The sequence below is a fragment of the Kitasatospora sp. NPDC001095 genome (assembly GCF_053598615.1).
The window spans coordinates 75,531-102,063 of sequence record NZ_JBSFKQ010000026.1 but is presented as its reverse complement, the minus strand read 5'-3'; the positions used below and the strand labels follow the sequence as shown (position 1 = coordinate 102,063).

The window sequence follows — 26,533 nt, the reverse complement described above, 5'->3', positions numbered from 1 at the left end:
CCCATGATCGCGGTGAACTCGCCCTGGGGGAAGACGACGCTGACGTTGTCGAGGGCGACGACGCGGGTCTCCCCCTCCCCGTAGACCTTGTTCAGACCGGTGGCTCGGGCGGCCGCCAGGCCGGTGTGGACGGCGGTTGCGGTCGGCGTGGTCACGGGGGCTCCTTGTGCTCGTCGTACTCGTGGACTTGTACCTCCATGTTCCGCGACGTGATCATGGTTTCGCGTCGCTCCGCCGGACGGTTGGCCCTACCACCGCTGGGCGTACGGCAGGGGTTGGCCCCTCCTCCTGCGGTATGACGTGGACCCTGATGCGGAACGGATGGCCGGAACGGATATCCTTCGTGGCCGAATCCCGGACAGATCGTCAGATGGCAGGGAAACATGACAACTTCCGGGGCTGGGAACATGCGAAAGGGTGAGTCGGGAGACTAGGCTCAGGGTGGTTTCGCAGACGCCCGGATGGTGGAACGCAGACACGGGCAGCTTAAAACTGCTTGGCCGCGAGGCCGTGCCGGTTCGAGTCCGGCTCCGGGCACCGATCACTCGGCGGGGGCGCGACGGCGTCCCCGCCGGTCATTGTTCACGGATCCTCCTCGCGGCGTATCCCGGAATTTTTGCCAAGCCATTACCCTTGTGCGAGGGCGGTGCAGTGCCGCCACGGAGGGAATGAGCAATGAGAAGCAGCAACCCGGTCTTCTCGCGGGAGGGGTCCTTCACCCGCGACGCCGGCTACGCGGGGTTCGGTACCACCGCGCAGGCCGGGAGCCCGCACGGCCAGAACCCCTACGGCCAGAACGCGTACGGCCAGAACCCGTACGCGGGTACGCCCTACGCCCAGCAGCCGCACGGCCAGGGCCCGATGACCGACGAACAGCTCTACGAGCTGTACAACGGTCCGTCGGCCGGCCCCGGCGCCACCGGGCGGATGACGCTCGACGACGTGATCGCGCGCACCGCCATGACCCTGCTGACCGTGGTCGGCGCCGGTGCGGTGGCCTGGTTCACGCTGCCGTTCAAGAACTTCGGCTTCGCGGTCGGCGCCTCGCTGGTCGCCATGATCGTCGGTCTGGTCGTCCAGTTCCGGCAGAAGATCAGCCCCGCGCTGGTCCTGGCCTACTCGGCGTTCCAGGGCTTCGCGCTGGGCGCCGTCACCCACGTCCTCAACACCATCTGGCCGGGCATCGCGATCCAGGCGGTGCTGGGCACGGCGGCGGTCTTCGGGGCGACGCTCTACGTCTACAAGAGCGGGCGGCTGCGGGTCAGCCCGAAGTACACCCGGATCGGCATCGCGATCGGCCTGGGCTTCTCGGGTCTGCTGCTGGTCAACTGCATCGCGTGGGCGTTCGGCGGCGGAGTCGACACCTGGTCGGGCCCGCTGGGCGTCGGCATCGGCCTGATCGGTGTCGCCCTCGGCGCGTTCTACCTGACGCTCGACTTCAACGAGATCGAGCGGGCCATCGCCGGCGGCGCCCAGCAGGAGGAGTCCTGGCGGGCCGCCTTCGGGCTCACCTTCTCGCTGGTCTGGATCTACTTCGAGATGCTGCGCCTGATCGCCAGCCTTCGCGGCGACGACTGACGGTCCCTTCCGCCGAGCACACTGCCGCCGGGCCCCGGAGCCACTCGCTCCGGGGCCCGGCGGCTTTTCGCCTACGCTCCTACCCATGCATGACGTGGAGCCCCTGGACGTGAATCCCCTGGTCGAAGCCGCCGAGTCCCTGGCGGATCGTTTCCGCTCGCTGCCGCAGAGCAAGCTGCTGGGCGCTGTGCCGGGGTACGCCTCGCGGGCGGCGGCCGTGCTGGAGCTGGCGCGGCGGCTGGCCGGCCTGGCGCTGGCCGCGGAGGAGGAGGAGCGGCGGGAGTTCCCGGATGCCGGGGCCTTCGCCGTGGGGGACCAGCTGGCCGTCGCCGCGCACGACCTGGCGGCCGCGCTCGCGGCGCTGCCCCGGGGGGCGGAGGTCGCGCTGCCGGACGGGCCGGTGGCGGCGGCCGAGGTGCTGGCCGGGGCGGTGGACGCGGTGCGGGAGGCGGCGGCGCTCTGCGGCTGAGGCCCCGAGGACGCGCCCACGCCGAAGGCCGGCCGGATCGGTAACCCCATGACCCGGCCGGCCTTCGGCGCGCTGCGTGCTGGTGATCCGGTGAGTCGCCGTCAGATGCTGGCGACCACCCGGTCGGCGAGCACGTAGACGGCCTCCTCCTCGGTGGAGAAGGTCAGCGAGTACGAGCCGGAGAAGCGCGAGCCGCCGAGCAGCCGGACGTGCTCGCCGGCGCGGACCGCGTCGATCAGCCGGTAGGCGGCCTCCCGGTCGCCCGGGGCCACGCAGAGGGTGGTGCCGTCGGCGAAGGCGTAGACGTCCAGGGTGCCCAGCGGGCCCGGGCGGACGTCGATCAGGGCGACCGCCTCCTCGGCGAGGGTGGCCAGCCGGCTGTCGGTCCACTCCCGGGACGGCGCCTGGCTGGGCACGAAGTCGGGGTGCGAGGGGTGGCGGCGCGGGTCGGGCATGGCGACCGGGGCTTCCTCGACGGCCGGGTCGGCGTCCAGCAGCCCGGCCTCCAGGCCGGTGGCCAGCAGGTCGGCCTCGCGGCGGGCCCGGGCGTCCTTGGTCTCGCCGACCGGGTGGCCGGGGCGCAGCGGCAGGCCGCCCTCGGTGCCGGGCTCGGCGGGGGCGGTGCCGCCGCCCTCGTTGATCAGGTCCTCCAGCGCGGAGCGCAGCGCCTCGCCGAACTCCGGGTCCATCGTCCCGGCGTTGTCGACGGCGTCCTGCGGGCCGGTGGGGCGGGGGAAGAAGAGCGGCCACTCGTCGGTGCCGGAGAACGCGCCGGAGAACGGCGAGTCGAACAGCGGCGCGTCCTCGGCCGCGCGGGCCTCCTGCTCGGCCCAGAACGCCCGGGCCTCGGTGATCTCCCGCTCACGGTCGGCGGCGAGCGCCTCGGTGACGGCCCGGCGTATCGCGGCCTCGTCCACCGGGGCGGCCGCGGTCGGGGCCGCGGCCTGCGCGTCCAGTCGGCGGGAGAGTCCGCGGAGGTGGAGCAGCACGGCGGTCGACACGGTGATCAGGATCAGTAGCAGGACGGTGTAGACGGCGCTCACGGAACGTACTCCTAGCGAGGAGCGGAACGGGGTTACGTGTCCACACTGCCGCATGCGGGGCTGTTACCGCAGTGGCGAATGTCCAATTCGTCCAGGACTTTCGCTCTTGTCCCCAAATTGTTAGGTAACACCGTTCTACGCAGTGGAGTTGATCCGCTCCGCAGTGTCGATTTCCGGGCGGAAAACGAAAGAATTGAGGGCCGGATCGACCTCGCGGTGTGATCCGGCCCTCAATTACGCTGCGTCACTCCAAATGGGTGGTCCAGACCCTTCGGAGGGTGTCCGGGGGGTCAGCTGAGGCGTTCGATGACCATCGCCATGCCCTGGCCGCCGCCGACGCACATGGTCTCCAGACCGAACTGCTTGTCGTGCCACTGCAGCGAGTTGATCAGGGTGGTGGTGATCCGGGCGCCGGTCATGCCGAAGGGGTGGCCGACCGCGATCGCACCGCCGTTGACGTTCAGCTTGTCCAGGTCGACGCCGAGGTCGCGGTAGGAGGGGATCACCTGGGCCGCGAAGGCCTCGTTGATCTCGACCAGGTCGATGTCGTCGATGGTCAGGCCGGCCCGCTTGAGCGCCTGCTTGGAGGCCTCGACCGGGCCGTAGCCCATGATCTCGGGGGAGAGCGCGCTGACGCCGGTGGAGACCACCCGGGCGAGCGGGGTGATGCCGAGCTCGCGGGCCTTGGTGTCGGACATGATGACCAGCGCGGCCGCGCCGTCGTTCAGCGGGCAGCAGTTACCGGCGGTCACGGTGCCGTCGGGGCGGAACACCGGCTTCAGGCCGGCCACGCCCTCCAGGGTGACGCCGGCGCGCGGGCCGTCGTCCGTGCTGACCACGGTGCCGTCCGGGAGCGTCACCGGGGTGATCTCGCGCTCCCAGAAGCCGGCCTTGATGGCGGCCTCGGCGAGGTTCTGCGAGCGGACGCCGAACTCGTCCTGCTCGGCGCGGGTGATGCCCTTGAGCGCGGCCAGGTTCTCGGCGGTCTGGCCCATCGCGATGTAGGCGTCCGGCAGCAGCCCGTCCTCACGCGGGTCGTGCCACTCGCCGCCGCCCTCCTCGGCCCGCTTCTTGGTGCGCGCCTGGGCCTCGTCGAAGATCGGGTTCATGGTGCCGGGCAGGCCGTCCGAGGTGCCGTTCACGCTGCGCGAGACGGTCTCCACGCCGGCCGAGACGAAGACGTCGCCCTCGCCGGCCTTGATCGCGTGCAGCGCCATCCGCGTGGTCTGGAGCGAGGAGGAGCAGTAGCGGGTGATGGTGGCGCCGGGCAGGTAGTCCATGCCCATCTGGACGGCCACGATGCGGGCCAGGTTGTGGCCCTGCTCGCCGCCGGGCAGGCCGCAGCCCAGCATCAGGTCGTCGATCTCGCGCGGGTCGAGCTGGGGCACCTTGGCCAGGGCGGCCTGGATGATGTGGGCGGTCAGGTCGTCCGGGCGGACGTCCTTGAGCGAGCCCTTGAAGGCCCGGCCGATCGGCGAACGGGCGGCGCTGACGATGACGGCTTCGGGCATGACGGGCTCCTCGCTGGGTGACGGCGGACCTGACGTCCGGGAGGAAAGTTACCGTCTGGTAGATCAGGCGTCACCCGTACCAGCGTGTGAGCTGGCCGACGTGTTCCCGGGGGTCGTACCGGCCTCCTTCCCGCCCTCCGGGCCGGGCGGGCCGATCCGCAGCCGGTGCCTCAACTGGGCCCAACGGCGGCCCGCGCCCTCCGCCGGTACGGCCGCCACCTCGGTGCCCTCCCGGTCGGCCGCCGCGGCCGCCGCGACCGCGACCGGCAGCACCGAGGTGCCCGGGACGGCCGCGGCCGGGCGCTCCTCCTCGGGCCAGAGTCCGAGCGTGGCGCAGACCGAGGGCAGCAGCGCCATCGCGGCGGTCGCGTAGCCCTGGGCCGAGGGGTGGTAGCGGTCGGCGGCGAACATCTCCGGGCGCGCGGCGAACTCCGGGCCCAGCAGCGATCCCAGCGAGACCGTCCGACCGCCCGCCTCCACCACCGCGATGGTCTGCGCGGCGGCCAGCTGCCGGCTCAGCCGGCGGGCCACCCAGCGCAGCGGCGGCCGCACCGGCTTGATCGTCCCGAGGTCGGGGCAGGTGCCCACGACCACCTCGCAGCCGTTGGCGTGCAAGGCGGCGACGGCCTCGCCGAGCTGGCGGACGGCCAGTTGGGCCGGGCTGTGCCGGGTCACGTCGTTCGCGCCGACCATGATCACGGCGACGTCCGGGTGGTGCGGCAGCGCCTGCTCCAGCTGGCCGGAGAGGTCGGCGGAGCGGCCGCCGGAGCGGGCCACGTTGACCAGCCGCACCGGGCGCTCGGCCACCGAGGCGAGGCCGGCGGCGAGCAGGGCGCCCGGGGTCTCGCCGGAGCGGGCCACGCCCAGGCCGGCGCCGGTGGAGTCGCCGAGGACGGCCAGCACGAGCGGGGCCTGGGGGCCGACGGTGCGGTCGGCGAAGGCGTCCCCGTAGACGCCGTCGGCCCTGGGCGGTTGGGTCTCCAGGACCCCGATGGCCTGGATGGCGAGCTTGCTCTCGGTCAGCAGCAGGCCGACCAGGCCCACTCCGAGCAGGCCGAGACCGCCGCCGCCGTAGGCCGCCGCGGTGGCGATCCGACGGGCCACCCGGGCCCGCGAGTCCCGTGCCCCTGGCATCCGGTGCCCCCTTCACGTGCTCCTGCCGGCCCCCCCACGGAGGCACGGCGCTGCCTGCACAGCGCTCTTACCCGCGCGGGGGGCGGGATTACCCGGGGCGCCGAAGGGGGTGGGCCATTGGGGGAGGTGTGAAAGAGGGGAGCCGAGGGACGGGTGCCACGCCCTAGGCTTTGCAGTACCGAAAAGCAGTCGCACGCCCACAGACCGGGAGGACCCCCGTGCGGTACCACAACTCGATCATCGACCTGGTCGGCAACACGCCGCTGGTCAAGCTGAACAAGGTCACCGAGGGCATCAGCGCGACAGTGCTGGCGAAGGTCGAGTACTTCAACCCCGGCGGCTCGGTCAAGGACCGCATCGCGATGCGCATGATCGAGGCCGCCGAGGCCTCGGGCGCCCTCAAGCCCGGCGGCACCATCGTCGAGCCGACCTCCGGCAACACCGGCGTCGGCCTGGCGATCGTGGCCCAGCAGAAGGGCTACAAGTGCATCTTCGTCTGTCCGGACAAGGTCTCGACCGACAAGATCAACACCCTGCGCGCGTACGGCGCCGAGGTGGTCGTCTGCCCGACCGCCGTCGCCCCGGAGCACCCGGACTCCTACTACAACGTCTCCGACCGCCTGGTCCGGGAGACCCCGAACGCCTGGAAGCCGGACCAGTACTCCAACCCGGAGAACCCGGCCTCGCACTACCACTCCACCGGCCCGGAGCTGTGGGAGCAGACCGAGGGGAAGATCACCCACTTCGTGGCGGGCGTCGGCACCGGCGGCACCATCTCCGGCACCGGCAACTACCTGAAGGAGGCCTCCGGCGGCAAGGTCAAGGTGATCGGCGCCGACCCGGAGGGCTCGGTCTACTCGGGCGGCACCGGCCGGCCGTACCTGGTCGAGGGCGTCGGTGAGGACTTCTGGCCGACCGCCTACGACCGCAACGTCGCGGACGAGATCGTCGCCGTCTCCGACAAGGACTCGTTCCAGATGACCCGCCGCCTGGCCAAGGAGGAGGGCCTGCTGGTCGGCGGCTCCTGCGGGATGGCCGTGGTGGCCGCGCTGGAGGTGGCCAAGGAGCTCGGGCCGGACGACGTCGTGGTGGTGCTGCTGCCGGACGGCGGCCGCGGCTACCTGTCGAAGATCTTCAACGACGACTGGATGGCCGACTACGGCTTCCTGCCCTCGTCCACCGACGAGGCGCACATCGGCGAGGTGCTGGCCCGCAAGGAGTCCATGGAGCAGGGCGGCGTCCCGCAGTTCGTCCACATGCACCCGAACGAGACGGTCTCCGAGGCGGTCCGGGTGCTGCGCGAGTACGGCGTCTCGCAGATGCCGGTGGTCTCCCCGGGCGCCGGGCACCCGGACATCATGGCCGGCGAGGTGATCGGCTCGGTGGTCGAGAAGCTGCTGCTGGAGGGCATCTTCGCCAAGGAGATCGAGCTCACCGACACGCTGGACAAGGTGATGTCCAAGCCGCTGCCGGTGGTCGGCTCGGGCGAGACCGTCACCAACCTGATGACCGTGCTGGAGAAGGCCGACGCGGCCGTCGTGCTGGTCGAGGGCAAGCCGCAGGGCATCGTCACCCGCCAGGACCTGCTGGGTTTCCTGACCGGTCGCGGCCAGCACTGACCCGGCGTCACCGCCGGCCGCCGTCCGCTGCCCCGTCGCTCGCCGACCGCTGCCCCGCCGCCGTCCGTCGCCGATGCTCCGTCACCGCCGTCCCGCTGTGGACGGATGCGGAGGATTCGTCCACGGGAGAAGTGGTACACCGGCGTCACCTGCCCGCAGCACGTGGTTAACAAGGCTCGGGCATCGTGGTGGTCAACGGCAGGACGCCGAGTGAGGCGACGGCAACCGTCCGGGAGCGGCTCCCCGGCGACCGCGGTCGGCTCCGGACACACCGGGCGAGCCTGACCCGGCCGCTGTGTCCTCCGCCGTGGGAGGCGCCGTCGTCCCGCCCCTGCCCGGCCCCGGCCGGCTGACAGGGTGCGGCGGTTCCCGCGGCAGCACCGCGCCGCACGGCGCGTGTCCCCGTGGCTCCCGGGTGGGGGAGCCCCGGCGGGGAACGGTGGGGCCGGTCCTTCTCCGAGGGACCGGCCCCTTCCGTTCGCGCCGTTCGCGCCGGGCGCGCGGGGTGTGCTCCGGGCGGCCGCCCGCGCACCACGCCGGGCGCGGTCGTCCCGTACGCTCGCACGCATGACCAGCACTGAAACGACCGACCAGGACACCCCGCGCTACGTCCGGGTCAAGATCGAGCTCATCGCGGAGATCACCGACGAGGGCGCGCTCAAGGCGGCCGCCCTGGAGGCGGTCACCGCGGACGAGTACCTCGACGACGAGGAGCGCGCCCAGTCCGTCGAGGCCATCGAGGTGGACCCGTCGGGTTCGCTCGCCCACTTCATCGACCCGGTCGCGCTGCTCGGCGACGTGCCCGGTGTGGAGCTCGCCTCGGCGACCTGGGAGTCGGCGCAGACCGCGTTCGACCCGGACAGCGAGGAGTGGGACGAGTACCAGGTGGACGAGTCCGCCGAGTAGGACGAAGCCGTCGGGTGACGGCGCCCGCCGCCATCACACGTGAACGCCCGGTCCGCCTCGCGGGCCGGGCGTTTCGTCCCTGTTCATCGGGAAGTTGGGTCATCTCATACGATCGCTTACCCTTCGGTGTTGGAACCGTGAACGGGTGGATTGCGTTTCTGTATCCGTAATGCCCGGGATGATCAGCAGGGAGACGCGACGTGACGGCACGGGAAGGTCAGGGGCGGGCGGCCGGAAGCGGCTGGAGCCGGCGCGGGGTCCTCGCGGGACTGATCGGCGCGCCCGTACTGCTGCTGGCGGCCTGCAACGACAACAGCGCCAGCGGTGGCAGCGGTGGCAGCGGCTCCGGCGGCTCGGGCGGTTCGGGCGGCGCCCCGAGCGGCGCGAGCAGCAGTGCCCCCAAGACCTCGGCCGCGGTCATCACCGTCACCCCGGCCGACGGCGCCGCCTCCGCGAGCTTCAGCGAGCCGGTCAAGGTCACCGTCGCCAACGGCACCCTGAGCAGCGTCAAGGTCACCGACACCACCGGCAAGGAGCTGGCGGGCCAGCTCTCCGCAGACGGCACCGGCTGGACCTCGGCCACCGCCCCCGCCAGCGGTACCAAGTACACCGTCGCCGCCACCGCCTTCGACAAGGACAAGCTGGAGGCGGACTCCAACGCCGTCTTCACCACGGCGACCCCGGCCAACACCTTCGTCGGCTACTTCACCCCCGAGGACGGCTCGACGGTCGGCGTCGGCATGCCGGTCTCGATCAACTTCAGCAAGCCGATCACCGACCGCAAGAGCGTCCAGCAGGCGATCACGGTCATAGCCGAGCCGGGCGTCGAGATCGTCGGTCACTGGTTCTCCAGCACCCGGCTCGACTTCCGGCCCCAGGAGTACTGGGCCAAGGGCACCAAGGTCACCCTCAAGCTCCGGCTCAAGGACGTCGAGGGCGCCAAGGGCGTCTACGGCACCCAGTCCAAGGACGTCAGCTTCACCATCGGCCGCGCCCAGACCAGCGTCGCCGACCTCGCCACCAAGAAGCTCACCGTCACCACCGACGGCCAGGTCAGCGCGGTCTACAAGATCTCCGGCGGCTCGCCCGAGCACACCACCTGGGGCGGCAAGATGGTGATCTCCGAGCAGTACACCCAGACCCGGATGAACTCGCAGACCGTCAACCTGGGCAGCGAGTACGACATCGCGGACGTGCCGCACGCCCAGCGCCTCAGCACCTCGGGCACCTTCATCCACGGCAACTACTGGTCCTCGCCGTCGATCTTCGGCAGCCAGAACACCAGCCACGGCTGCATCGGCCTCCAGGACACCAAGGGCGCCCAGGACAGCGGCGCCGACGGCTTCAAGTTCTACAAGTCCTCGATGGTCGGCGACGTGGTCGAGGTCGTGAACTCCGGCGACAAGACGGTCGCCCCGGACAACGGCCTGAACGGCTGGAACATGAGCTGGTCCGCCTGGAAGGCCGGCAGCGCCGTCTGACCCCGCCGGACCCCGGTACGAACGACTCCCCGGGTGGGACCGGACCTCACGGCCGACCCGGGGAGCGGGACCGGTGCGAAACGGCGGAGCCCGGTGCCGCTCAGGGCTTCGCGTAGTCCGCGAAGCCTTGCCAGTCGACGATCACACAGGCCTCCGGGCCCACCGTCCAGGCGTCGTGCCCGGGCGGGCAGAGCATGAAGTCGCCGGGGCCCACCTCGCACTCCCGGCCGTCGTCCATGACGATCTTCATCCGGCCGGAGACCACGTACCCGGCGTGGGCGGCCTGGCAGCTGTCGGTCTTGGCGATCGGCTTGACGTGCTTGGACCACTGCCAACCCGGCTCGAACACGGCCCGGCCCACCGGGCCGCCGTCCAGGTTGACCAGCCGCAGCTCCCCCGTGCCCTCCTCGAAGGGGCGGACTTCCTCGGGATCGTCGAAGTTCCGTCGGTAGGGACCGGACATGGCGCACTCCTCTCCCGTGCGGCCGGCCCGGCCACCAGAGGGTGGCCGGGCCGGCCTCGTCGGCCCTTCCAGTCTGCGCCCGGATCAGGGACCGGTCACTTTGAGTGGCCGCTCCCGGGAGAGGGTCAGCCCTGGGTGCGGGCCACGCCGATCGGGCAGGAGGCGCCGGTACCGCCCAGACCGCAGTAGCCGTTGGGGTTCTTGGCCTCCGACAGGTACTGCTGGTGGTACGGCTCGGCCGGGAAGAACGGGCCGGCCGGGGCGATCTCGGTGGTGATCGGACCGTAACCGAGCGCGGTCAGCGACGGCTGGAAGGCGTCCCGGGTGGCCGCGGCGGCCTCGGCCTGGGCGGGGGAGTGGGTGTAGACGGCGGAGCGGTACTGGGTGCCGACGTCGTTGCCCTGGCGGTTGCCCTGGGTCGGGTCGTGGGCCTCCCAGAACGTCTTCAGCAGGCGCTCGTAGGAGATCACGGCCGGGTCGTACACCACCCGGACCGCCTCGGTGTGCCCGGTCAGCCCGCTGCACACCTCCTCGTACGTCGGGTTGGGGGTGTGGCCGCCCTGATAGCCGACCAGCGTCGTCCAGACGCCGGGCAGTCGCCAGAAGGTGCGTTCGGCGCCCCAGAAACAGCCCAGCCCGAAGTCGGCCACCTCCAGGCCCTGCGGGTACGGGCCGGGCAGCGGGTGCCCGAGCACGGTGTGCGGCTCGGTGAGGGTGAAGGCCGGGGAGGGCCGGCCGGGCAGCGCCTGGTCGGCGGGGACGAGCGAGGTCTTGTGGCGGTTGAACAGCACGGCCTGCTCCAGCGGGTCGGGGAACCTGGCTCAGTGTGCAACGCGCACGGCCGCCCCCGGATTCCGGAGGGCGGCCGTACGGGCCGTTCGGGCCCGCCGCGCGGAGGCCGGGAGACCGGGGGCCTCGCGCACCCGCGGTTCCGGCCCGCCGCGCACCCGCTCCCACCTGCGGGTTCGCCCCGCTTCCCGGTTCGGGCAGGCGTGACGGCATTCGCCCATTAGGCTCGGACCCATGACCGAGCACCAGCTTCCTCAGGGCTTCGAGACTCTCGCCATCCACGCGGGTCAGGAAGCAGACCCCCAGACCGGGGCCGTCGTCACGCCGATCTACCAGGTGTCCACCTACAAGCAGGACGGGGTGGGCGGCCTGCGGGGCGGCTACGAGTACAGCCGCAGCGCCAACCCGACCCGCACCGCGCTGGAGGAGTGCCTCGCGGCACTGGAGGGCGGCGCTCGCGGCCTCGCCTTCGCCTCCGGCCTGGCCGCCGAGGACACCCTGCTGCGCACCATCCTCAAGCCGGGCGACCACATCGTGATCCCCAACGACGCCTACGGCGGCACCTTCCGGCTGTTCGCCAAGGTGCTGACCCGCTGGGGCGTCGAGTTCTCCGTGGCCAACACCCAGGACCTGGCCACCGTCCGCGAGGCGCTGCGCCCCAACACCCGCGCGGTGTGGGTGGAGACCCCGTCCAACCCGCTGCTGGGCATCACCGACCTGGCCGCGCTCGCCGAGGTCGCGCACGGCGCCGGCGCGCTGCTGGTGGTCGACAACACCTTCGCCAGCCCGTACCTCCAGCAGCCGATCTCGCTCGGCGCGGACGCGGTCGTGCACTCCACCACCAAGTACATGGGCGGCCACTCCGACGTGGTCGGCGGTGCGCTGGTGCTGGCCGACGCGGCCCTCGGCGAGGAGGTCGCGTACCACCAGAACGCGATGGGCGCCGTCTCCGGCCCGTTCGACGCCTGGCTGGTGCTGCGCGGCATCAAGACGCTGGGCGTCCGGATGGACCGGCACAGCGCCAACGCCGAGAAGGTCGCCGAGCTGCTGGCGAGCCACCCGAAGGTCAGCCAGGTGCTCTACCCGGGCCTGCCCGAGCACCCCGGCCACGACATCGCGGCCAAGCAGATGAAGGCCTTCGGCGGCATGGTCTCGTTCCGGGTCGCCGGCGGCGAGGAGGCGGCCGTCGAGGTCTGCAACCGCGCGCAGCTGTTCACCCTCGGTGAGTCGCTCGGCGGCGTCGAGTCGCTGATCGAGCACCCGGGCCGGATGACCCACGCCTCGGCGGCGGGCTCGCCGCTGGAGGTGCCGTCCGACCTGGTGCGCGTCTCGGTCGGCATCGAGTCGATCGACGACCTGCTGGCCGACCTCAAGCAGGCGCTGGGCTGAGCCCGTACGGGGCCGCGGCCCCTCACTGCCCCTGCTGGTCCGCCGTGTACGACTCCATCGCGAGGTTGAAGCGGGCCAGCAGGGCGCAGAACACGCGCTGCTCCTCCGGCGGCCAGCCGTCCACCAGGCGGCGCGTCAACTCGGCCCGGCCGTCGCGGACTTCGGCGAGCCGGTCGAGGCCGCGCGAGGTCAGCGCGAGCCGTACGGCCCGGCGGTCGGCCGGGTCCTGCACCCGGCCGACCAGCCCGGCCGTGACCAGCGGGGCGACCTGGCGGGTCACCGTGGAGGAGTCCACCCCCAGCGACTCGGCCAGCGCCTTGACGTTGGCCGGCCCGTGCCGCTGCAGGCGGTCGAGCAGCAGATAGGCGGCCCGGTCCAGGGCCCCGACCCCGCCGCCGGAGGTCCGGACCTGTTCCATGCGGCGGGCGAACACCGCCAGCTGGTACTGGAGTTGGGTGTGCACGGGGTCGGTGCGGTCGGTGGCCTGGGGCGAGGTCGTCGTCATCGCGGCTCACGATCGTCGTGCGGTGAGGAAGGCTCAGGAGCAGCAGGGTACGCGGGCCGGGCGGGCCCGGGAACAGGCCCGGCATTCCGGATCACCGTCGGCCACGCCCGTAGTCTGGCGCCATGCACACCTGGCCGATCACCCTCGACGACGTCCGCGGCGCCCAGAAGATGCTCGCCGGGGTAGCCCGGGTGACCCCGATGGAGGGCAGCCGGCACCTCTCCGGGCTGATCGGCGCGCCGGTCCACCTGAAGTGCGAGAACCTCCAGCGCACCGGGTCCTTCAAGCTGCGCGGGGCGTACGTGCGGATCGCGGGACTCTCGCCGGTGCAGCGGGCCGGCGGGGTGGTGGCGGCGAGCGCCGGGAACCACGCCCAGGGCGTGGCGCTGGCGGCCTCGCTGCTCGGCGTGCGCTCCACGGTGTTCATGCCGGTCGCGGCGCCGCTGCCGAAGGTCGCGGCCACCCGCGACTACGGCGCCGACGTGCGGCTGCACGGCGCCACCGTGGACGAGGCCCTGCGGGCGGCGCAGCAGTACGCGGACGCGACCGGCGCGGTGTTCATCCACCCCTTCGACCACTGGGACGTGGTCACCGGCCAGGCGACCGTCGGGCTGGAGATCCTGGAGCAGTGCCCGGAGGTGCGGACCATCCTGGTCGGGGTGGGCGGCGGCGGGCTGCTCGCCGGGATCGCGGCGGCGGTCAAGCCGCTGCGGCCGGACGTGCGGGTCATCGGGGTGCAGGCGGCCGGCGCGGCCGCGTACCCGCCCTCGCTGGCGGCGGGGCGGCCGGTGTCGCTGGAGCACTTCGCCACGATGGCGGACGGGATCATGGTCGGGCGCCCCGGCGACATCCCCTTCGAGGTGGTCAACACGCTGGCCGACGGCATCCGCACGGTCTCCGAGGACGCGCTGTCGCGGGCGCTGCTGCTCGGACTGGAGCGGTTGAAGCTGGTGGTCGAGCCGGCCGGGGCGGCCCCGATCGCGGCGCTGCTGGAGCGGCCGGACTCCTTCGAGGGCCCGGTGGTGGGGGTGCTGTCCGGCGGCAACATCGACCCGCAGCTGATGCAGCGGGTGCTGCGGCACGGGCTGGCGGCGGCCGGGCGCTACCTGTCGCTGCGGGTGCGGCTGGCGGACAAGCCGGGTGCGCTGGCGGACCTGCTGGCCGTGCTGACCAGGGTGGACGCCAACGTGCTGGACGTGGCGCACGTGCGGATCGACCCGCGGCTGGGGCTGACCGAGGTCGAGGTGGACCTGCACCTGGAGACCAAGGGGCCGGAGCACTGCGCGCTGGTGGTCGGGGAGCTGCGGGACGCGGGGTACGTGGTCTCGGGCTGAGCTCCGTGCCGGACTCCGTGCCGCACTTCGGCCGGGCTCTGTCCCGCACGCCGTTCCGCGTCCGGTCCTGGACCCCGTCCCTTGACGCGATATATCGCGTACTGGAAGACTCGCGATACATCGCGTTCGAGTCCCACGGGTCGAGAATCGGGTCGCCCGTGTGCCCGGAAACGGGGCAGGGTGGGACAGATCGCCCCATACGTCCGAGGAGATGAGGCAAGGCCATGGCGCCAGCCATCCAAGCCGAGAACCTGGTGAAGACCTTCGGCGACGTACGAGCCCTGGACGGGGTCAGCCTCGACGTCCCCGAGGGCACGGTGCTCGGGCTGCTCGGCCCCAACGGCGCCGGGAAGACCACCACCGTGCGGGTCCTCACCACCCTGCTCCGCCCCGACTCCGGCCACGCGGTGGTCGCCGGGGTCGACGTGCTCAAGCACCCCGACCGGGTCCGCAGCCTGATCGGCCTGTCCGGCCAGTACGCGGCGGTCGACGAGTACCTGACCGGCTTCGAGAACCTCACCATGGTCGGCGAGCTCTACCAGATGAGCAACCGCGCCGCGAAGGCCCGCGCGCTGGAGCTGCTGGAGTGGTTCAACCTCACCGAGGCCAAGGACCGCACCGCCAAGACCTACTCGGGCGGCATGCGCCGGCGCCTGGACCTCGCCGCCGCGCTGGTCGTCCGGCCGCCGGTGATGTTCCTGGACGAGCCGACCACCGGTCTCGACCCGCGCAACCGGCTCGCGCTCTGGGAGGTCATCGAGACGCTGGTCGAGCAGGGCACCACGCTGCTGCTCACCACCCAGTACCTGGAGGAGGCCGACCGGCTCGCCCACGACATCGCGGTGGTCGACCAGGGCCGGGTGATCGCCCGCGGCACCGCCGACCAGCTCAAGGCGCAGATCGGCGGCGAGCGGATCGAGGTCGTGGTGCACCGGCCCGGCCTGGTCGGCGACGCCGTCGCCGCGCTGTCCGGCTACGCGCTGAGCGAGCCGACGGTGGAGAGGAACACCCGCAGGATCACCGTGCCGATCAGCGGCGGCGCCCGGGTGCTCGCCGACGCGATCCGCGAACTGGACTCCCGCGGGATCGAGATCGACGACATCGGGCTGCGCCGCCCGACCCTGGACGACGTCTTCCTCACCCTCACCGGCCACGTCGCCGAGGAGCGGTCCGAGGAGGAGGGCGGCGCCGACCGCAAGGCGCGCGGCCGGGGCCAGGGCGGCCCGGGTGGGCCGGGCGGGCCGGAGCCGGACAAGCAGGCCGTCGCGGCCGGGAAGGAGAGCTGAGATGGGCACCGCCACCGAGCACGCCATCGGCCCGGCGATGCCCGGGCAGCGCCGGGGGATCGTCGCCGCCCTGCACGACTCCTGGGTGGTCGCCAAGCGCAACCTGCGCAGGATGACCCGTATCCCGGAGATCGTGGTCTTCGGGCTGATGCAGCCGGTCATGTTCGTGCTGCTGTTCTCGTACGTGATGGGCGGGGCGATCAAGATCCCCGGCACCGACTCCAGCTCGGACACGTACATCCAGTTCCTGATGGCCGGCATCTTCGCCCAGACCGTCACCTTCGCCGTCGCCGGCGCCTCGGCGGGCATCGCGGAGGACATGAGCAAGGGGCTGGTGGACCGGTTCCGCTCGCTGCCGATGGCCCGGTCCGCGGTGCTGGTCGGCCGCACCCTGGCGGACCTGTGCCAGACCGCGTTCATCCTGGTGGTGCTGGCGATGGTCGCGCTGCTGGTCGGCTGGCGGATCCACGACGGCCTGCTCAACGCGCTCGCCGCCTTCGGCCTGCTGCTCCTGCTCGGCTACGCCTTCTCCTGGATCGGCGCGCTGATCGGCCTGTCGGTGCGCAGCCCCGAGGCGGCCACCTCGGCCGGGCTGATCTGGCTGTTCCCGCTGACCTTCGTGTCCAACGCCTTCGTGCCGGTCACCTCGATGCCGGGCTGGCTCCAGGGGATCGCGTACTGGAACCCGTTCAGCGCCACCGTGCAGGCCTGCCGGGTGCTGTTCGGCAACCAGGTCGGGCCGGTGGACAGCGCCTGGCCGATGCAGCACGCGGCGCTGGTGTCGGTGCTGTGGTCGGTCGTGATCACCGCGGTGTTCTCCTGGCTGGCGGTGCGCAAGTACCGCTCCTCCACCGCCTGACCGGGCGCCGCCCGGAACGGCGCGCCCGGAACGCCTGAGGGCGGCCGCGGAAGTGCTGGACTTCCGCGGCCGCCCTCGGGTCGTGTGCGGCCGGATCAGCCGGAGTGCGGCACGACCTTGACGATCTTCACCATGGCCGGCTTGCCGTTCGGCAGCTCGTAGGTGGCCTCGTCGCCGATCCGCTTGCCGTCGATGGCGCGGCCCAGCGGGGACTGCGGCGAGTAGACGTCCAGGTCGTCGGCGCCCGCGACCTCGCGGGAGGCCAGCAGGAACTCCATCAGGTCGTCCTCGTCGCCGTCGAAGGCGACCGTGACGACCATGCCCGGGGCCACCACGCCCGAGTCGGCCGGGGCCTCGCCGACCTTGGCGCGCTCCAGCAGCTGGGTCAGCTGGCGGATGCGCAGCTCGTACTTGCCCTGCTCCTCCTTCGCCGCGTGGTAGCCGGCGTTCTCCTTGAGGTCCCCCTCCTCGCGCGCCGCCTCGATCTTCTGGGCGATCTCGATGCGCCAGGGCCCGGTCAGGTGGTCCAGCTCGGCCTTGAGCTGGTCGTAGCCGGCCTGAGTGAGCCAGGTCACGTTCTCACTGGTCTGGGTCACGGGTGCTCCTCGTAGGTGCTGGGGCTGTGCTGAGGGTGTGAGTCGTCAGCAGGGGTCGGTGGTGATATCGGTCTCAACTACAAAGCAACGCCCGCTCCCGTACCATCCGGTGCGGAAGGGGCGAAACCACGAGCCTAACAAGTCCTGCTGACAAGCGGGAGGGGCGTTCACGCGTCGTTGACGGTGGCGTTGCGCCGCGGTGTACGGCAATGGAGTGCGGGACCCTCTACGGATGCCCGCTCTCCGGATCGGATATGCGTGCCGCCGGAGGCGGGTGCGCCGCCCGGGGCGCACTGTCCGGCCCGGGCGCGGCGCCCGGCGGGGGCGCGCTGCCCGGCGGGACCACTACTTGGTCGGGGTGCAGCCCAGCAGCTCGGCGGTGGTGCCGCGCGAGGTGGTGCGCAGGGTGACCACCGCGTCGTAGCTGGAGCCGGCCGCCGGGACCGGGAAGTCGGCCACCCCGACCACCCCGTGGTCGTCGCCCTGCGAGCGCACGGTGCAGGTGCCGGCCTGCCCGTCGCCCTTGCGTACGGTGAGGTGCAGCTGGACCTCGGAGTCGGAGAGCACCTGGAAGGTCGGCACCGAGCCGTTGATCTTCGACTCGCGCAGCATGTAGGAGCCGCCCAGCCAGGCGATCAGGCCCAGGCCGAGCACGCCGCAGACCGCGCCGATCACCTTCAGGCGGCGGTCCGAGTCGCGGTCGCCGCCGCGGCCGTATCGCCCCTCGGGCAGACCGGTGGCGGTGGTGTCTGCACTCATCGGACTCCGTCCTCTCCTGGGGGAGGGGCCGCGCGGGTGGTGCGGGGGAATGCGACGCTCCTCCAGTCCGTCACTATAGGAGGGGCACGCCCGCGGCCGGTCCGGCGGGGGCAGGGCTCGGCCGCGCCGGCGACGTTCCGCGGCCCGGCCCCGCGGCGACGCGGTCCCGAAGTGAGCGGTTCGTACGGTGGGCAGACCCGGACTTCGCGGAACGCCCGACAAGTGTGGAAGGAACGCAAGGCGTTGACTGAGCAGTTGCGACTGATGGCGGTGCACGCCCACCCGGACGACGAGTCCAGCAAGGGCGCGGCCACCATGGCCATGTACGTCGAGCAGGGCGTGGACGTGCTGGTGGCCACCTGCACGGGGGGCGAGCGCGGGTCGGTCCTCAACCCCAAGCTCCAGGGGGACCGGTACGTCGAGGAGAACATCCACGAGGTGCGCCGCAAGGAGATGGACGAGGCGCGGGCGATCCTCGGCGTCAAGCAGGCCTGGCTGGGCTTCGTGGACTCAGGCCTGCCCGAGGGGGACCCGCTGCCGCCGCTGCCCGAGGGCTGCTTCGCCCTCCAGGACGTCAAGGAGGCCGCGGAGCCGCTGGTCCGGCTGATCCGCGAGTTCAAGCCGCAGGTCATCACGACCTACGACGAGAACGGCGGCTACCCGCACCCGGACCACATCATGACCCACAAGATCACCATGCTGGCCTTCGACGCCGCGGGCGACCCGGACGCCTACCCGGAGGCCGGCGAGCCCTGGCAGCCGCTCAAGCTGTACTACAACCACGGCTTCCCGATGGGCCGCATCCGGGCCCTCCACACGTACCTCACCGAGCACGGCCACGAGTCGCCGTACGGCGAGTGGATCGAGGGCTGGGAGAAGAGCGGCCGCAAGGAGCGCGAGATCACCACCCGGGTCCGCTGCGACGACTGGTTCGAGACCCGCGACCGCGCGCTGATCGCCCACGCGACCCAGATCGACCCGGACGGCCCGTGGTTCCGCGTCCCGCTGGAGGTCCAGCGCGAGGTCTGGCCCACCGAGGACTACGAGCTCAGCCGTACCCTGGTCGACGTGGACCTGCCGGAGGACGACCTGTTCGCCGGCCTGCGCACGCCCACCCTGGCGGCCGAGGCCGCCGACACGCGCGACTGAACCACCCCCCGATGGCCCGGCTCCCCGTGAGCCGGGCCACCATAGAGATATGAGTGCCTCCGTGAACCTCGTCCACCTCGCCGCTGACCTCGCCGTCGACGACGCCAAGGTCACCCCCGGCCTCCTCGGCTTCGTCGTCTTCGCCGCCCTCGGCGTCGCGACCTGGTTCCTGGCCAAGTCGATGAACCGGCAGTTCAAGAAGGTCGACTTCGTCGAGCAGCCGGAGGCTCCGAAGGAGTGAGCCGACGGCCGGTCCCACGGGGCCGGCCTTCGGTCCGCCGGATTCGGCCCGGCCCGCCGTCGGGCGCGCGGCGCCGGTCAGGCCGCCGCCTCGGTCAGGCCGCCGCGCCGATCAGGCCGAGTTGGGCCGCCCGCACGCCGGCCTGGAACCGGGAGCCCGCGTCGAGCCGGGTGAGCAGGGCGGCCACGTGCCGACGGTAGGTGCGCACCGACAGGCCCAGCTCCCGGGCGGCCCGCTCGTCGGTGTAGCCCCGGCTGATCGCCTGTAGGACGCGCACGGAGCATTCGTCGGCCGTCCAGCCCCGGTGGTCGGGCACGAGGCCGGTGGACTGGGTCCAGACGGCGTCATGGAGGAGGGAGATGGCTCGGACGGCCTCCCGACCGGAGATCACGGTGAGTGGCGCGTTGCGCTCCGAGGCCAGCAGGCCGACCAGGCCGTCGGTGATCACGGCGGTGGGCAGCCCGCAGGGGGAGACCCGGATCTGCGCCCCTGCGGTGGCGAGCTCGGTCAGTTTGGCCAGCGCCTCCTCGTCCTGGAGCAGCGTGCCGGTGACGAGCATCCTGACCTCACCTCCCCGGGCCAGGAGTTGGGTGTGCAGCCGGTCCAGGAGCGGGTCGTTGAACTCGTGCGGCCCGTCGGCGTAGCTGCTCTGGGCCCTGACCACGCGGTGGCCGCACTGCTGGATCAGGCGCGCTGCGACCGAGCGGGCGTCCTCGGGGGCCGCGTCGGGGCGGAGGCCGTACGCCACGCCTCCGGAGAGCCGGCCGGCCATCTCCGCCACCTGCAGTGCCAGGTCGCGCAGCGCCGGCAGGGTGGGAGAGCTGAGGTTCTCTAACGACTGCCCGATGCTGGTCAAGTGCCTCTCCGCGGGTCCGTATGGCCGAGCTCGTCCGGGCGCGCGCGGCGGCCCGGCGGTCGGCGGTGGTGGGGAGCAACGGTCGGACGCGCGGGGGCTCGGGCGGGCGCGACCTCCGGGCAGTCCAAGGCCGGCCACCGCGGCGAGGGGTGCGGGGCCGGTCCGGTCGGCGCTGTCAGTCCCCGCCGAGGTCCGGGGGTGGCGAGCCCGCGGACGTGGTCAGGACGTCGACCAGGGCAGCTGCGAACACCTGGCGGACGATTCTCATGACGGTCCCCCCTCAAGTCCTTCTCGTTGTCGGTTCGTGATCGACCGCAACCACTCCAGCATGCCCAGCCACAGGCGCCATTTCCCATCCGCCTGGGCTATCTTCTTTCGGCCTGCACATATCCGCCAGGGGGACGGCACGTGTCAAATCGGGAAGTTCCGGGCGTGGTTCGTGCGCCGCTCGGCGAATCCGCCGAAATCCTCTACGACTTCACGCTCCGGCAGTCCTCTCCGCCGACTCTCGCCGAGGCGGGGCACGATCTGAACTTGACTGACAGTCAAGTCAAGCTGGCGGTAGCGGAATTACTCAGGCTGAAGCTGCTACGGGCCGGTGCCGCCGATGTCGGTCGGCTGGTGGCGGTGCCCCCGGAAGCCGCCCGCATCCGGATGCTGGCACCGGTGCTGCAGGATCTGGCGCGGCGGCAGCGGGAGGCCGACCGGCTCTGGTCCACCTACACCGGCCTGGTGGCCGCCTACCAGGAGAAGGTGCTCCGTGGTGCCCGGTCGTCGCCGATCGAGCCCGTGCTGGGTGTCGGCGCCGCGCGTGGCGTGATAGCCGAGCTCGCGGCGGCGAGCCGACGCGAGGTGGTCGCCTCCCAGCCCGGCGGAGCCCGGGACCAGGAGGCCCTGGCGGAGTCGTTGGAGCGCGCCGATGAACTCCTGGCGCGCGGCGTCAAGCTGCGCACGCTCTACCAGCACCCCGCCAGGCACAGTCAGCCCACGCTGACCTTCGTCGAGCACGTGACCGGCCAGGGCGCGGAGGTGCGGACCACCAGCAACGACTTCGCGCGCCTGATGATCTTCGATCGGACGGTCGCGTTGATCGAGCTGCGCGACGATCCGCTGAGCGCGGCGGTGGTACGCGATCCGAGCGTGGTCGACTTCATGTACGCGGCCTTCGAGTTCGCCTGGTCGAGCGCGCTGCCGCTGTCCCCCGGCTACGACCGCAGCATGGTGGAGATAGCGTCGGACGACACCAAGGCGATGATCATCAGCCTGCTGGTGGACGGAGTCGACGATCGCGCGATCGCCCGCCGCCTCGGGATCTCCATGCGCACCTGCCAGCGCCACATCTCCGAGATCATGCGGCGGCTCGGCGCGAAGAACCGGCTGCACGCCGGCTACCTCCTGCACCAGCTGCAGGACCGCGAGATCCACTGACGGGTGTTCCGGGTGGGACCCACCCGACCGGCAACCGGTCCGGCGCCCCGTCATCCGCGGGCGCGGGCGACCGGGACGATGCAGAGCAGGGCGATGGCCGTCACCGCGGCGGTGAAGACGGCGGCGGTGACGAGCAGGGTGGTGGCGCCGAGCAGGAGGCCGGTGCCGACCACTGGCAGGGACAGCCCGAGGTAGGCCGAGGTGAAGTAGCCGGAGACCAGTCGGCCGGCCTGGTCGGGGCGGGCGTTGGCGGAGAGCAGGGCCAGGCCGGAGCGGAAGGCGAATCCGGCGGCCCCGCCGGAGACGGCCGCCCCGACCAGGAAGAGCGACAGCGAGACGGCCGGGATCGCGGCGACGACCGACACCAGCCCGGCCGGGAGGACGGCCATGCCGGCGATGACGCCCGTCCGGGGTGCGACCCTGCTGCCCCAGACCTGGGCCAGCGCGGCCGCCGTGAAGGCGGTGCCGGGGGCGACGCCGACCATCAGGTGGTTGGTGATGTGCAGGCCGTCCCGGAGGAAGGTGCCGGCCAGGGCGGCGAACAGGCCGAGGGTCGCGAACGGGCCGAGCGCGGCGAGCGCGGAGTAGGCGAACGCCGACCGGTGTTCGGCCGGGATGCGCAGGCGCTGCGGGCGGAGGGGGACCGGGCCGACGGCGCGGACGACGGTCTCCGGCAGCGCGAGCACGGCGAACCCGGGCAGGAGCAGGGCGGCCAGCGCCAGGTACGGAAGGAGCATCGGGCCGGGGCCGTACTGGACGAGGACGCCGGAGAGCATCGGTCCGATGCCGAGGCCCGCCATGTTGGTCGCCGAGGCTACCAGGGCCGCCTTGCGCCGGTCGGCCAGCAGCTCGCCGAGGTAGGCCGTCGCCGCGCCGGAGGACAGGCCCACGGCGAAGCCGCACAGCAGCCGCCCGCCCAGGATGCCGGGCAGGGTGGGCGAGACGGCGAACAGGGCGCAGCTGAGCAGGCCCAGACAGAGGGCTGCCAGCAGGATCGGGCGGCGCCCGATCCGGTCCGACATGCCGCCGAACAGCAGCAGCGTGCAGAGCGTGCCCAGTGCGTAGGTGGAGAACACCGCCGTCACCAGCAGCGGGGTGAGCCCGAGCTCGTGCGCGTAGAGCGGATAGACCGGGGTGGGCACGGTGGCGCCCGCGATCAGGGCGCCCATCAGCCAGGCCACGGCCCAGGCGGCCCGGGGCCGTCGGCTGGGGGCCGGGATGCCCGCGGGGGTTCCCGGCCCCGATCGGAGGGTCTTCTCAACCGCCATGTCAGGCTTGTCCGTGAGCTCCGTCGGCGGTGTAGGACCGGCGCATCGCCCGCTTGAGGGCCTTGCCGGTCACGCCGGTGAACTCCTCGCTCCCCTTGACGAGGATCCGGTCGGCCGGCAGCAGGGCGGCGGCGGTCAGGGTCTCGTTGATCCGCGTCAACAGCCCGTCCAGGTCGGCGGCCGGGTCGGCGGGTTCGACGGCCAGCACCAGCTCCCCGGTGTCCTCCGACTTCACCAGCGAACAGTCCTGCAGCTCAGGGAAGTTGCGCAGGATCAGCTCCTCGGTCTGGGTGCTGTAGACCGTGCCGCGACTGGTGGTGATGGCGTCCGTGGTGCGGTCGACGTGATAGAAGCGGCCGTCCTCGTCGCGGAAGGCGAAGTCACCGGTGAGCCAGTAGCCGCGCACCCGGTTCTTCTCGCTGAGCAGCGAGTTGTTCCAGTAACCGGCCGTCACCGTCGGCGACTTGAGGCCGAGCCGGCCGACCGCGAACGGGCCCAGCGGTTCGTCCCGGTCGTCGAAGACCTGGGCGTCTATCCAGGCGAACGGACGGCCTATGCAGCGGCCGTAGCGGTCGCTGGTCGGCGTGTGCACCTGGCGGAACATGGCGAAACCGAACTCGGACGAGCCGAAGTTGTCGATGAACAGGGACCCGGGCTGCCGCTGCCCCGAGCGGTCCGTGTGGTTGCCGAGCGCGACCAGCTTGCGGATGTGCTGCTCGTGGTTGGCGTCGCCGGTGCACATCCAGTACGAGATGGAGGCGAAGTCCGCCGGGTCCGGGTCCAGTCGGCAGAGGTCGACGAAGACCTTGGGGAATCCGACCACCAACTGCGGGCGGAAGGTGGCGAACCGCTCGACCAGCCGCTGCGGGGAGCGCTCGGTGGCGAGCATGACGTCCAGGCCGCGCAGCACACCGGACATCAGCACCGAGATCGCCGAGGCGTGGCTCTGCGGCAGCACGGACAGGATGCGCTCGCCGAGGTCCGCGTCGGCCTGCTGCCTGATGCCGAAGAAGAAGCCGAAGTGGTTGAACTGCACGGCCTTCGGCACGCCGGTGGTGCCGGAGGTGTGGGCGATCAGCACCGGGTCGTTCTCGGTGTGCTGGAAGTACGCGACCTGGTCCGGCGAGTACGGGTCCGCCTCGTAGTACGGCAGGTCCAGCGCGTCCTTGGCGAGCCGCTCGGGGTCCGAGACCACGGCCACGGCGCCGACCCGCCGGATGAAGGCGCGGGCGGTCTCAGGGTCCAGCGAGCTGTTCAGGAAGACCGGGATCGCTCCGAGCTTGTTCAGCGCGATGTAGTGGATCAGGTACCGCACGCTCTCGTCGAGGAAGACGGCCACCGGATCCTTGGCCCGGATGCCGTCGTTGTGGAAGCCGGCCGCCACCCGGTCGGTCAGTTCGTCCAGCGCGTTCAGGGTGAACCCGTGCACCTGCTCGCCGTCGAGCGTCAGGTACGGCACGTCCAGTTCGATCCGGCTCTGCGCGGCGCCTCGGGTCGCGGCCGCGGCCAGACGGAAGAGGTTCCCGGCCCCGAGTCGGGGGTCGTCAAGCAGACCACTGCTCATTCTTCGCTGTCGCCCCTCGTCGCGAGCCAGTGCCGCAGGCCGGCCTGGATGTCGTCAGGAATGGGAACGGCCCGGTGCGTCTCCAGGGAGGTGAACACCAGGACCGTCTTGAACCGCGCACGCACCTCGCCGGCCTCGGTGCCGCGGTACTCGTAGCCGATGGTGAGCGACTTGGTGCCGATCCGCTCCACCGCGAGCTCCAGCGTCAGGCTGTCGCCGAGGCGGCTGGGTGCGAGGAAGTCGCACTCCAGCCGGACGGTCGGCACGCCGAGCAGGCGCTTGGTGAACAGGGCGGCGTAGTCGACGCCGAGGCAGCCGCTGAACCAGGCCTCCTGGACCTCGTTCAGCAGTACCAGGTACTGCGGGTAGAAGACGATGCCGGCGGGGTCGCAATGGTGGAAGAAGATCCGGCGTTCCAGGCGGAACCGCCGGCCTTCCGGTTCTTGACTGGCCGGCTGCATGACCGCGTCTCCTTCTCCGAGCTCGATCTTCGCTGCCACTCTCACCCGGCTCCCGGCGACCCGGCTCGCGGCTGGCAGGAAGTTGCCATTCCCCGCCCGTGCCGCTGGCAGGAAGCGGTCGAATCGAATGCCTGATCGCGCCCGGACCCGAGGGTGGATCGTCAAGTCTCCGGAGGAGCCATGGACGCATCGATCCCATCCGCGCACGTCGACACCTTCGCCCGCGACCGTCTTCCGCCGGTCGAGGAGTGGCCCGAGATCCTCGTCGACCTGCCCGAGCTGCGTTACCCGCCGCGTCTCAACTGCGCGGCGGAGCTGCTCGACGGGACGATCGGCCGGTTCGGCGGGGACCGGCCCTGCCTGTTGGACCAGGCGGGCACGGTGTGGTCCTACGACCAGGTCGCCGAGCTGGTCAACCGGACGGCCGAGGAGCTGGTGCACGGCCACGGCCTGCGGCCGGGCAACCGGGTGCTGCTGCGCGGGCCCAACTCGCCGTGGCTGGCGATCTGCTGGCTGGCCGTGATGAGGATGGGCGGCGTCGCCGTCACCACGATGGCCCTGCTGCGCGCCGTCGAGCTGCGCGAGGTGATCGCCAAGGCCGAGGTGCGGTTCGCGCTGTGCGACGAGCGGTTCACCGAGGAACTGGAGCTCGCGGCCGGGGACGACCTGACCGTGGTCCGGTACGACGTGCACGACGGCGGCGAGCTCGGGCGGCAGGCCAAGGCCCGTACGGGCGTGTTCCCGGCCGTGCCGACGGCCGCCGACGACGTGGCGCTGATCGCCTTCACCTCGGGTACCAGCGGTGTGCCGAAGGCCACCGTGCACTTCCACCAGGACGTGCTGGCCATCGCGGACACCTTCTCCGCCCGGGTGCTGCGGCCCGAGCCGACCGACCTCTTCGCCGGCAGCCCGCCGCTGGGCTTCACCTATGGGCTCGGCGGTCTGCTGATCTTCCCGCTGCGCGTGGGCGCGGCCAGTCTGCTGCTGGAGGAGACCACGCCGGACAAGCTGTTCCGGGCGGTGGCCCGGCACCGGGTGAACGTGCTGTTCACCTCGCCCACGGCCTACCGCCGGGTCCTGGACACGCTGGACGACTACGACCTGGCCAGCCTGCGGCTGTGCGTCTCGGCCGGCGAGACGCTCCCGCTCGCGACCTGGCAGGCCTTCGAGCGGGCCACCGGGCTGCGGCTGGTCGACGGCATCGGCTCCACCGAGATGCTGCACGTGTTCATCTCGGCCGCCGACGAGGACATCCGGCCGGGCGCCACCGGCCGGGCGGTCCCGGGCTTCCGCGCGCGGGTCGTGGACGAGAGCGGGGCCGAGGTGCCGGACGGAGTGCCGGGCCTGCTGCAGGTGAAGGGCCCGACCGGCTGCCGCTACCTGGCGGACCCCCGCCAGCGAGCTCAGGTGCGGGACGGATGGACGCTCACCGGTGACGTCTTCATCAAGGATGCCGACGGCTACTTCTGGTTCCAGGCGCGCTCCGACGACATGATCGTCAGCTCGGGCTACAACATCGCCGCGCCCGAGGTGGAGAACTCGCTGTTGCGGCACCCGGCGGTCGCGGAGTGCGCGGTGGTGGGCGTGCCGGACCCGGGGCGCGGCGAGATCGTCAAGGCGTACGTGGTGCTCGCGGCCGACCACCAGCCGGGAGAGGAACTCGTCGCCGCACTGCAGTCCTTCGTCAAGAGCGACATCGCGCCGTACAAGTACCCGCGCGCGATCGAGTTCACCGCCGACCTGCCGCGCGGCAACACCGGAAAGCTCCTGCGCAGCGCCCTGCGGAAGTGAGCCGCACGGGGGAGCCCGACCGGGGCGACCCCCGTCCACCGGGCGATGGCGCTT

The 26,533-nt window shown here is 72.0% G+C and carries 25 protein-coding genes, 1 tRNA gene and 1 pseudogene; 14 read left to right on the top strand and 13 right to left on the bottom strand.

Annotation, left to right across the window (positions count from 1 at the left end):
* Positions 1–155: pseudogene (locus ACWDBB_RS21825) on the bottom strand (ABC transporter ATP-binding protein); the annotation flags it as partial.
* A 300-nt stretch (positions 156–455) separates the two neighbouring features.
* Between ACWDBB_RS21825 and ACWDBB_RS21820 the strand changes: the two are divergent.
* From ACWDBB_RS21820 to ACWDBB_RS21810, 3 genes are all read left to right on the top strand, one after another.
* A tRNA-Leu gene (locus tag ACWDBB_RS21820) sits at positions 456–537 on the top strand.
* A 138-nt stretch (positions 538–675) separates the two neighbouring features.
* Positions 676–1,578 carry a Bax inhibitor-1/YccA family protein gene (locus ACWDBB_RS21815; RefSeq protein WP_449791190.1) on the top strand — a complete coding sequence of 301 codons (903 nt, stop codon included), beginning with the start codon at positions 676–678 and terminating at the stop codon, positions 1,576–1,578.
* 85 nt (positions 1,579–1,663) lie between these two features.
* Complete coding sequence (locus ACWDBB_RS21810; protein ID WP_449791189.1) at positions 1,664–2,047, top strand: hypothetical protein; 384 nt, start codon at positions 1,664–1,666, stop codon at positions 2,045–2,047.
* Positions 2,048–2,148: 101 nt separating this feature from the next.
* Here the strand turns inward: ACWDBB_RS21810 and ACWDBB_RS21805 are convergent, their stop codons facing one another.
* The 3 genes from ACWDBB_RS21805 to ACWDBB_RS21795 form a co-directional block, all read right to left on the bottom strand.
* Complete coding sequence (locus ACWDBB_RS21805) at positions 2,149–3,090, bottom strand: hypothetical protein (RefSeq protein ID WP_449791188.1); 942 nt, start codon at positions 3,088–3,090, stop codon at positions 2,149–2,151.
* Positions 3,091–3,380: 290 nt separating this feature from the next.
* Positions 3,381–4,601, bottom strand: coding sequence for an acetyl-CoA C-acetyltransferase (locus tag ACWDBB_RS21800; protein ID WP_392873885.1), 1,221 nt, complete (start codon positions 4,599–4,601; stop codon positions 3,381–3,383).
* Between the two features lie 63 nt (positions 4,602–4,664).
* Positions 4,665–5,735 carry an SGNH/GDSL hydrolase family protein gene (locus ACWDBB_RS21795; RefSeq protein ID WP_449791187.1) on the bottom strand — a complete coding sequence of 357 codons (1,071 nt, stop codon included), beginning with the start codon at positions 5,733–5,735 and terminating at the stop codon, positions 4,665–4,667.
* A 218-nt stretch (positions 5,736–5,953) separates the two neighbouring features.
* On the opposite strand from ACWDBB_RS21795, the gene ACWDBB_RS21790 reads away from it, so the two are divergent.
* The 3 genes from ACWDBB_RS21790 (at position 5,954) to ACWDBB_RS21780 (ending at position 9,741) form a co-directional block, all read left to right on the top strand.
* Complete coding sequence (locus tag ACWDBB_RS21790) at positions 5,954–7,354, top strand: cystathionine beta-synthase (protein ID WP_449791186.1); 1,401 nt, start codon at positions 5,954–5,956, stop codon at positions 7,352–7,354.
* A gap of 567 nt (positions 7,355–7,921) precedes the next feature.
* On the top strand, positions 7,922–8,260 hold the full coding sequence (locus ACWDBB_RS21785) for a hypothetical protein (RefSeq protein WP_449791185.1): 339 nt from the start codon (positions 7,922–7,924) through the stop codon (positions 8,258–8,260).
* A gap of 200 nt (positions 8,261–8,460) precedes the next feature.
* Positions 8,461–9,741: a L,D-transpeptidase gene (locus ACWDBB_RS21780; RefSeq protein ID WP_449791184.1), complete on the top strand. Its 1,281-nt coding sequence runs from the start codon at positions 8,461–8,463 to the stop codon at positions 9,739–9,741.
* A 100-nt stretch (positions 9,742–9,841) separates the two neighbouring features.
* Here the strand turns inward: ACWDBB_RS21780 and ACWDBB_RS21775 are convergent, their stop codons facing one another.
* Together ACWDBB_RS21775 and msrA are read right to left on the bottom strand one after the other, a co-directional pair.
* The gene (locus ACWDBB_RS21775; protein WP_449791183.1) at positions 9,842–10,204 is read right to left on the bottom strand and encodes a cupin domain-containing protein; all 363 of its coding nucleotides are present in this window, start codon (positions 10,202–10,204) and stop codon (positions 9,842–9,844) included.
* Between the two features lie 125 nt (positions 10,205–10,329).
* Positions 10,330–10,995 carry a peptide-methionine (S)-S-oxide reductase MsrA gene (gene msrA, locus ACWDBB_RS21770; protein ID WP_392874271.1) on the bottom strand — a complete coding sequence of 222 codons (666 nt, stop codon included), beginning with the start codon at positions 10,993–10,995 and terminating at the stop codon, positions 10,330–10,332.
* 232 nt (positions 10,996–11,227) lie between these two features.
* On the opposite strand from msrA, the gene ACWDBB_RS21765 reads away from it, so the two are divergent.
* The gene (locus ACWDBB_RS21765; RefSeq protein WP_449791182.1) at positions 11,228–12,382 is read left to right on the top strand and encodes a cystathionine gamma-synthase; all 1,155 of its coding nucleotides are present in this window, start codon (positions 11,228–11,230) and stop codon (positions 12,380–12,382) included.
* 22 nt (positions 12,383–12,404) lie between these two features.
* Here the strand turns inward: ACWDBB_RS21765 and ACWDBB_RS21760 are convergent, their stop codons facing one another.
* Positions 12,405–12,887, bottom strand: coding sequence for a MarR family winged helix-turn-helix transcriptional regulator (locus ACWDBB_RS21760; RefSeq protein WP_449791181.1), 483 nt, complete (start codon positions 12,885–12,887; stop codon positions 12,405–12,407).
* 122 nt (positions 12,888–13,009) lie between these two features.
* Here ACWDBB_RS21760 and ilvA point away from each other — a divergent pair, with 122 nt between their 5' ends.
* From ilvA to ACWDBB_RS21745, 3 genes are all read left to right on the top strand, one after another.
* Positions 13,010–14,221: a threonine ammonia-lyase gene (ilvA, locus tag ACWDBB_RS21755; protein ID WP_449791180.1), complete on the top strand. Its 1,212-nt coding sequence runs from the start codon at positions 13,010–13,012 to the stop codon at positions 14,219–14,221.
* A 224-nt stretch (positions 14,222–14,445) separates the two neighbouring features.
* On the top strand, positions 14,446–15,507 hold the full coding sequence (locus ACWDBB_RS21750) for an ATP-binding cassette domain-containing protein (RefSeq protein ID WP_449791179.1): 1,062 nt from the start codon (positions 14,446–14,448) through the stop codon (positions 15,505–15,507).
* Position 15,508: 1 nt separating this feature from the next.
* Positions 15,509–16,366, top strand: a complete 858-nt coding sequence (locus tag ACWDBB_RS21745; RefSeq protein WP_449791178.1) for an ABC transporter permease — start codon at positions 15,509–15,511, stop codon at positions 16,364–16,366.
* A 95-nt stretch (positions 16,367–16,461) separates the two neighbouring features.
* Here the strand turns inward: ACWDBB_RS21745 and greA are convergent, their stop codons facing one another.
* Both greA and ACWDBB_RS21735 read right to left on the bottom strand, forming a co-directional pair.
* Positions 16,462–16,962 (bottom strand): transcription elongation factor GreA, encoded by a 501-nt coding sequence (greA, locus tag ACWDBB_RS21740; RefSeq protein ID WP_449791177.1) that lies wholly within the window; start codon positions 16,960–16,962, stop codon positions 16,462–16,464.
* 345 nt (positions 16,963–17,307) lie between these two features.
* Complete coding sequence (locus ACWDBB_RS21735; RefSeq protein WP_449791176.1) at positions 17,308–17,721, bottom strand: DUF4307 domain-containing protein; 414 nt, start codon at positions 17,719–17,721, stop codon at positions 17,308–17,310.
* 243 nt (positions 17,722–17,964) lie between these two features.
* Here ACWDBB_RS21735 and mca point away from each other — a divergent pair, with 243 nt between their 5' ends.
* Together mca and ACWDBB_RS21725 are read left to right on the top strand one after the other, a co-directional pair.
* Complete coding sequence (gene mca / locus ACWDBB_RS21730; RefSeq protein WP_449791175.1) at positions 17,965–18,870, top strand: mycothiol conjugate amidase Mca; 906 nt, start codon at positions 17,965–17,967, stop codon at positions 18,868–18,870.
* A 49-nt stretch (positions 18,871–18,919) separates the two neighbouring features.
* Positions 18,920–19,111 (top strand): hypothetical protein, encoded by a 192-nt coding sequence (locus ACWDBB_RS21725; protein WP_355255494.1) that lies wholly within the window; start codon positions 18,920–18,922, stop codon positions 19,109–19,111.
* A 94-nt stretch (positions 19,112–19,205) separates the two neighbouring features.
* On the opposite strand, the gene ACWDBB_RS21720 is transcribed toward ACWDBB_RS21725, so the two are convergent.
* Positions 19,206–19,967: a hypothetical protein gene (locus ACWDBB_RS21720; protein WP_449791174.1), complete on the bottom strand. Its 762-nt coding sequence runs from the start codon at positions 19,965–19,967 to the stop codon at positions 19,206–19,208.
* A gap of 534 nt (positions 19,968–20,501) precedes the next feature.
* Here ACWDBB_RS21720 and ACWDBB_RS21715 point away from each other — a divergent pair.
* Positions 20,502–21,395 (top strand): LuxR C-terminal-related transcriptional regulator, encoded by an 894-nt coding sequence (locus ACWDBB_RS21715; protein WP_449791173.1) that lies wholly within the window; start codon positions 20,502–20,504, stop codon positions 21,393–21,395.
* 50 nt (positions 21,396–21,445) lie between these two features.
* Here the strand turns inward: ACWDBB_RS21715 and ACWDBB_RS21710 are convergent, their stop codons facing one another.
* From ACWDBB_RS21710 to ACWDBB_RS21700, 3 genes are read right to left on the bottom strand one after another with little or no spacing between them, the layout of a single operon-like run.
* A complete protein-coding gene (locus ACWDBB_RS21710; RefSeq protein ID WP_449791172.1) occupies positions 21,446–22,663 on the bottom strand; it encodes an MFS transporter in 1,218 nt (405 codons plus the stop codon).
* Between the two features lies 1 nt (position 22,664).
* Positions 22,665–24,227: a class I adenylate-forming enzyme family protein gene (locus ACWDBB_RS21705; protein WP_449791171.1), complete on the bottom strand. Its 1,563-nt coding sequence runs from the start codon at positions 24,225–24,227 to the stop codon at positions 22,665–22,667.
* Positions 24,224–24,688 (bottom strand): acyl-CoA thioesterase, encoded by a 465-nt coding sequence (locus tag ACWDBB_RS21700; RefSeq protein ID WP_449791170.1) that lies wholly within the window; start codon positions 24,686–24,688, stop codon positions 24,224–24,226. Before ACWDBB_RS21700 ends, ACWDBB_RS21705 begins: the two co-directional genes overlap by 4 nt.
* 180 nt (positions 24,689–24,868) lie before the next feature.
* On the opposite strand from ACWDBB_RS21700, the gene ACWDBB_RS21695 reads away from it, so the two are divergent.
* Positions 24,869–26,479 (top strand): AMP-binding protein, encoded by a 1,611-nt coding sequence (locus tag ACWDBB_RS21695; RefSeq protein ID WP_449791169.1) that lies wholly within the window; start codon positions 24,869–24,871, stop codon positions 26,477–26,479.
* Positions 26,480–26,533 lie beyond the last annotated feature (54 nt).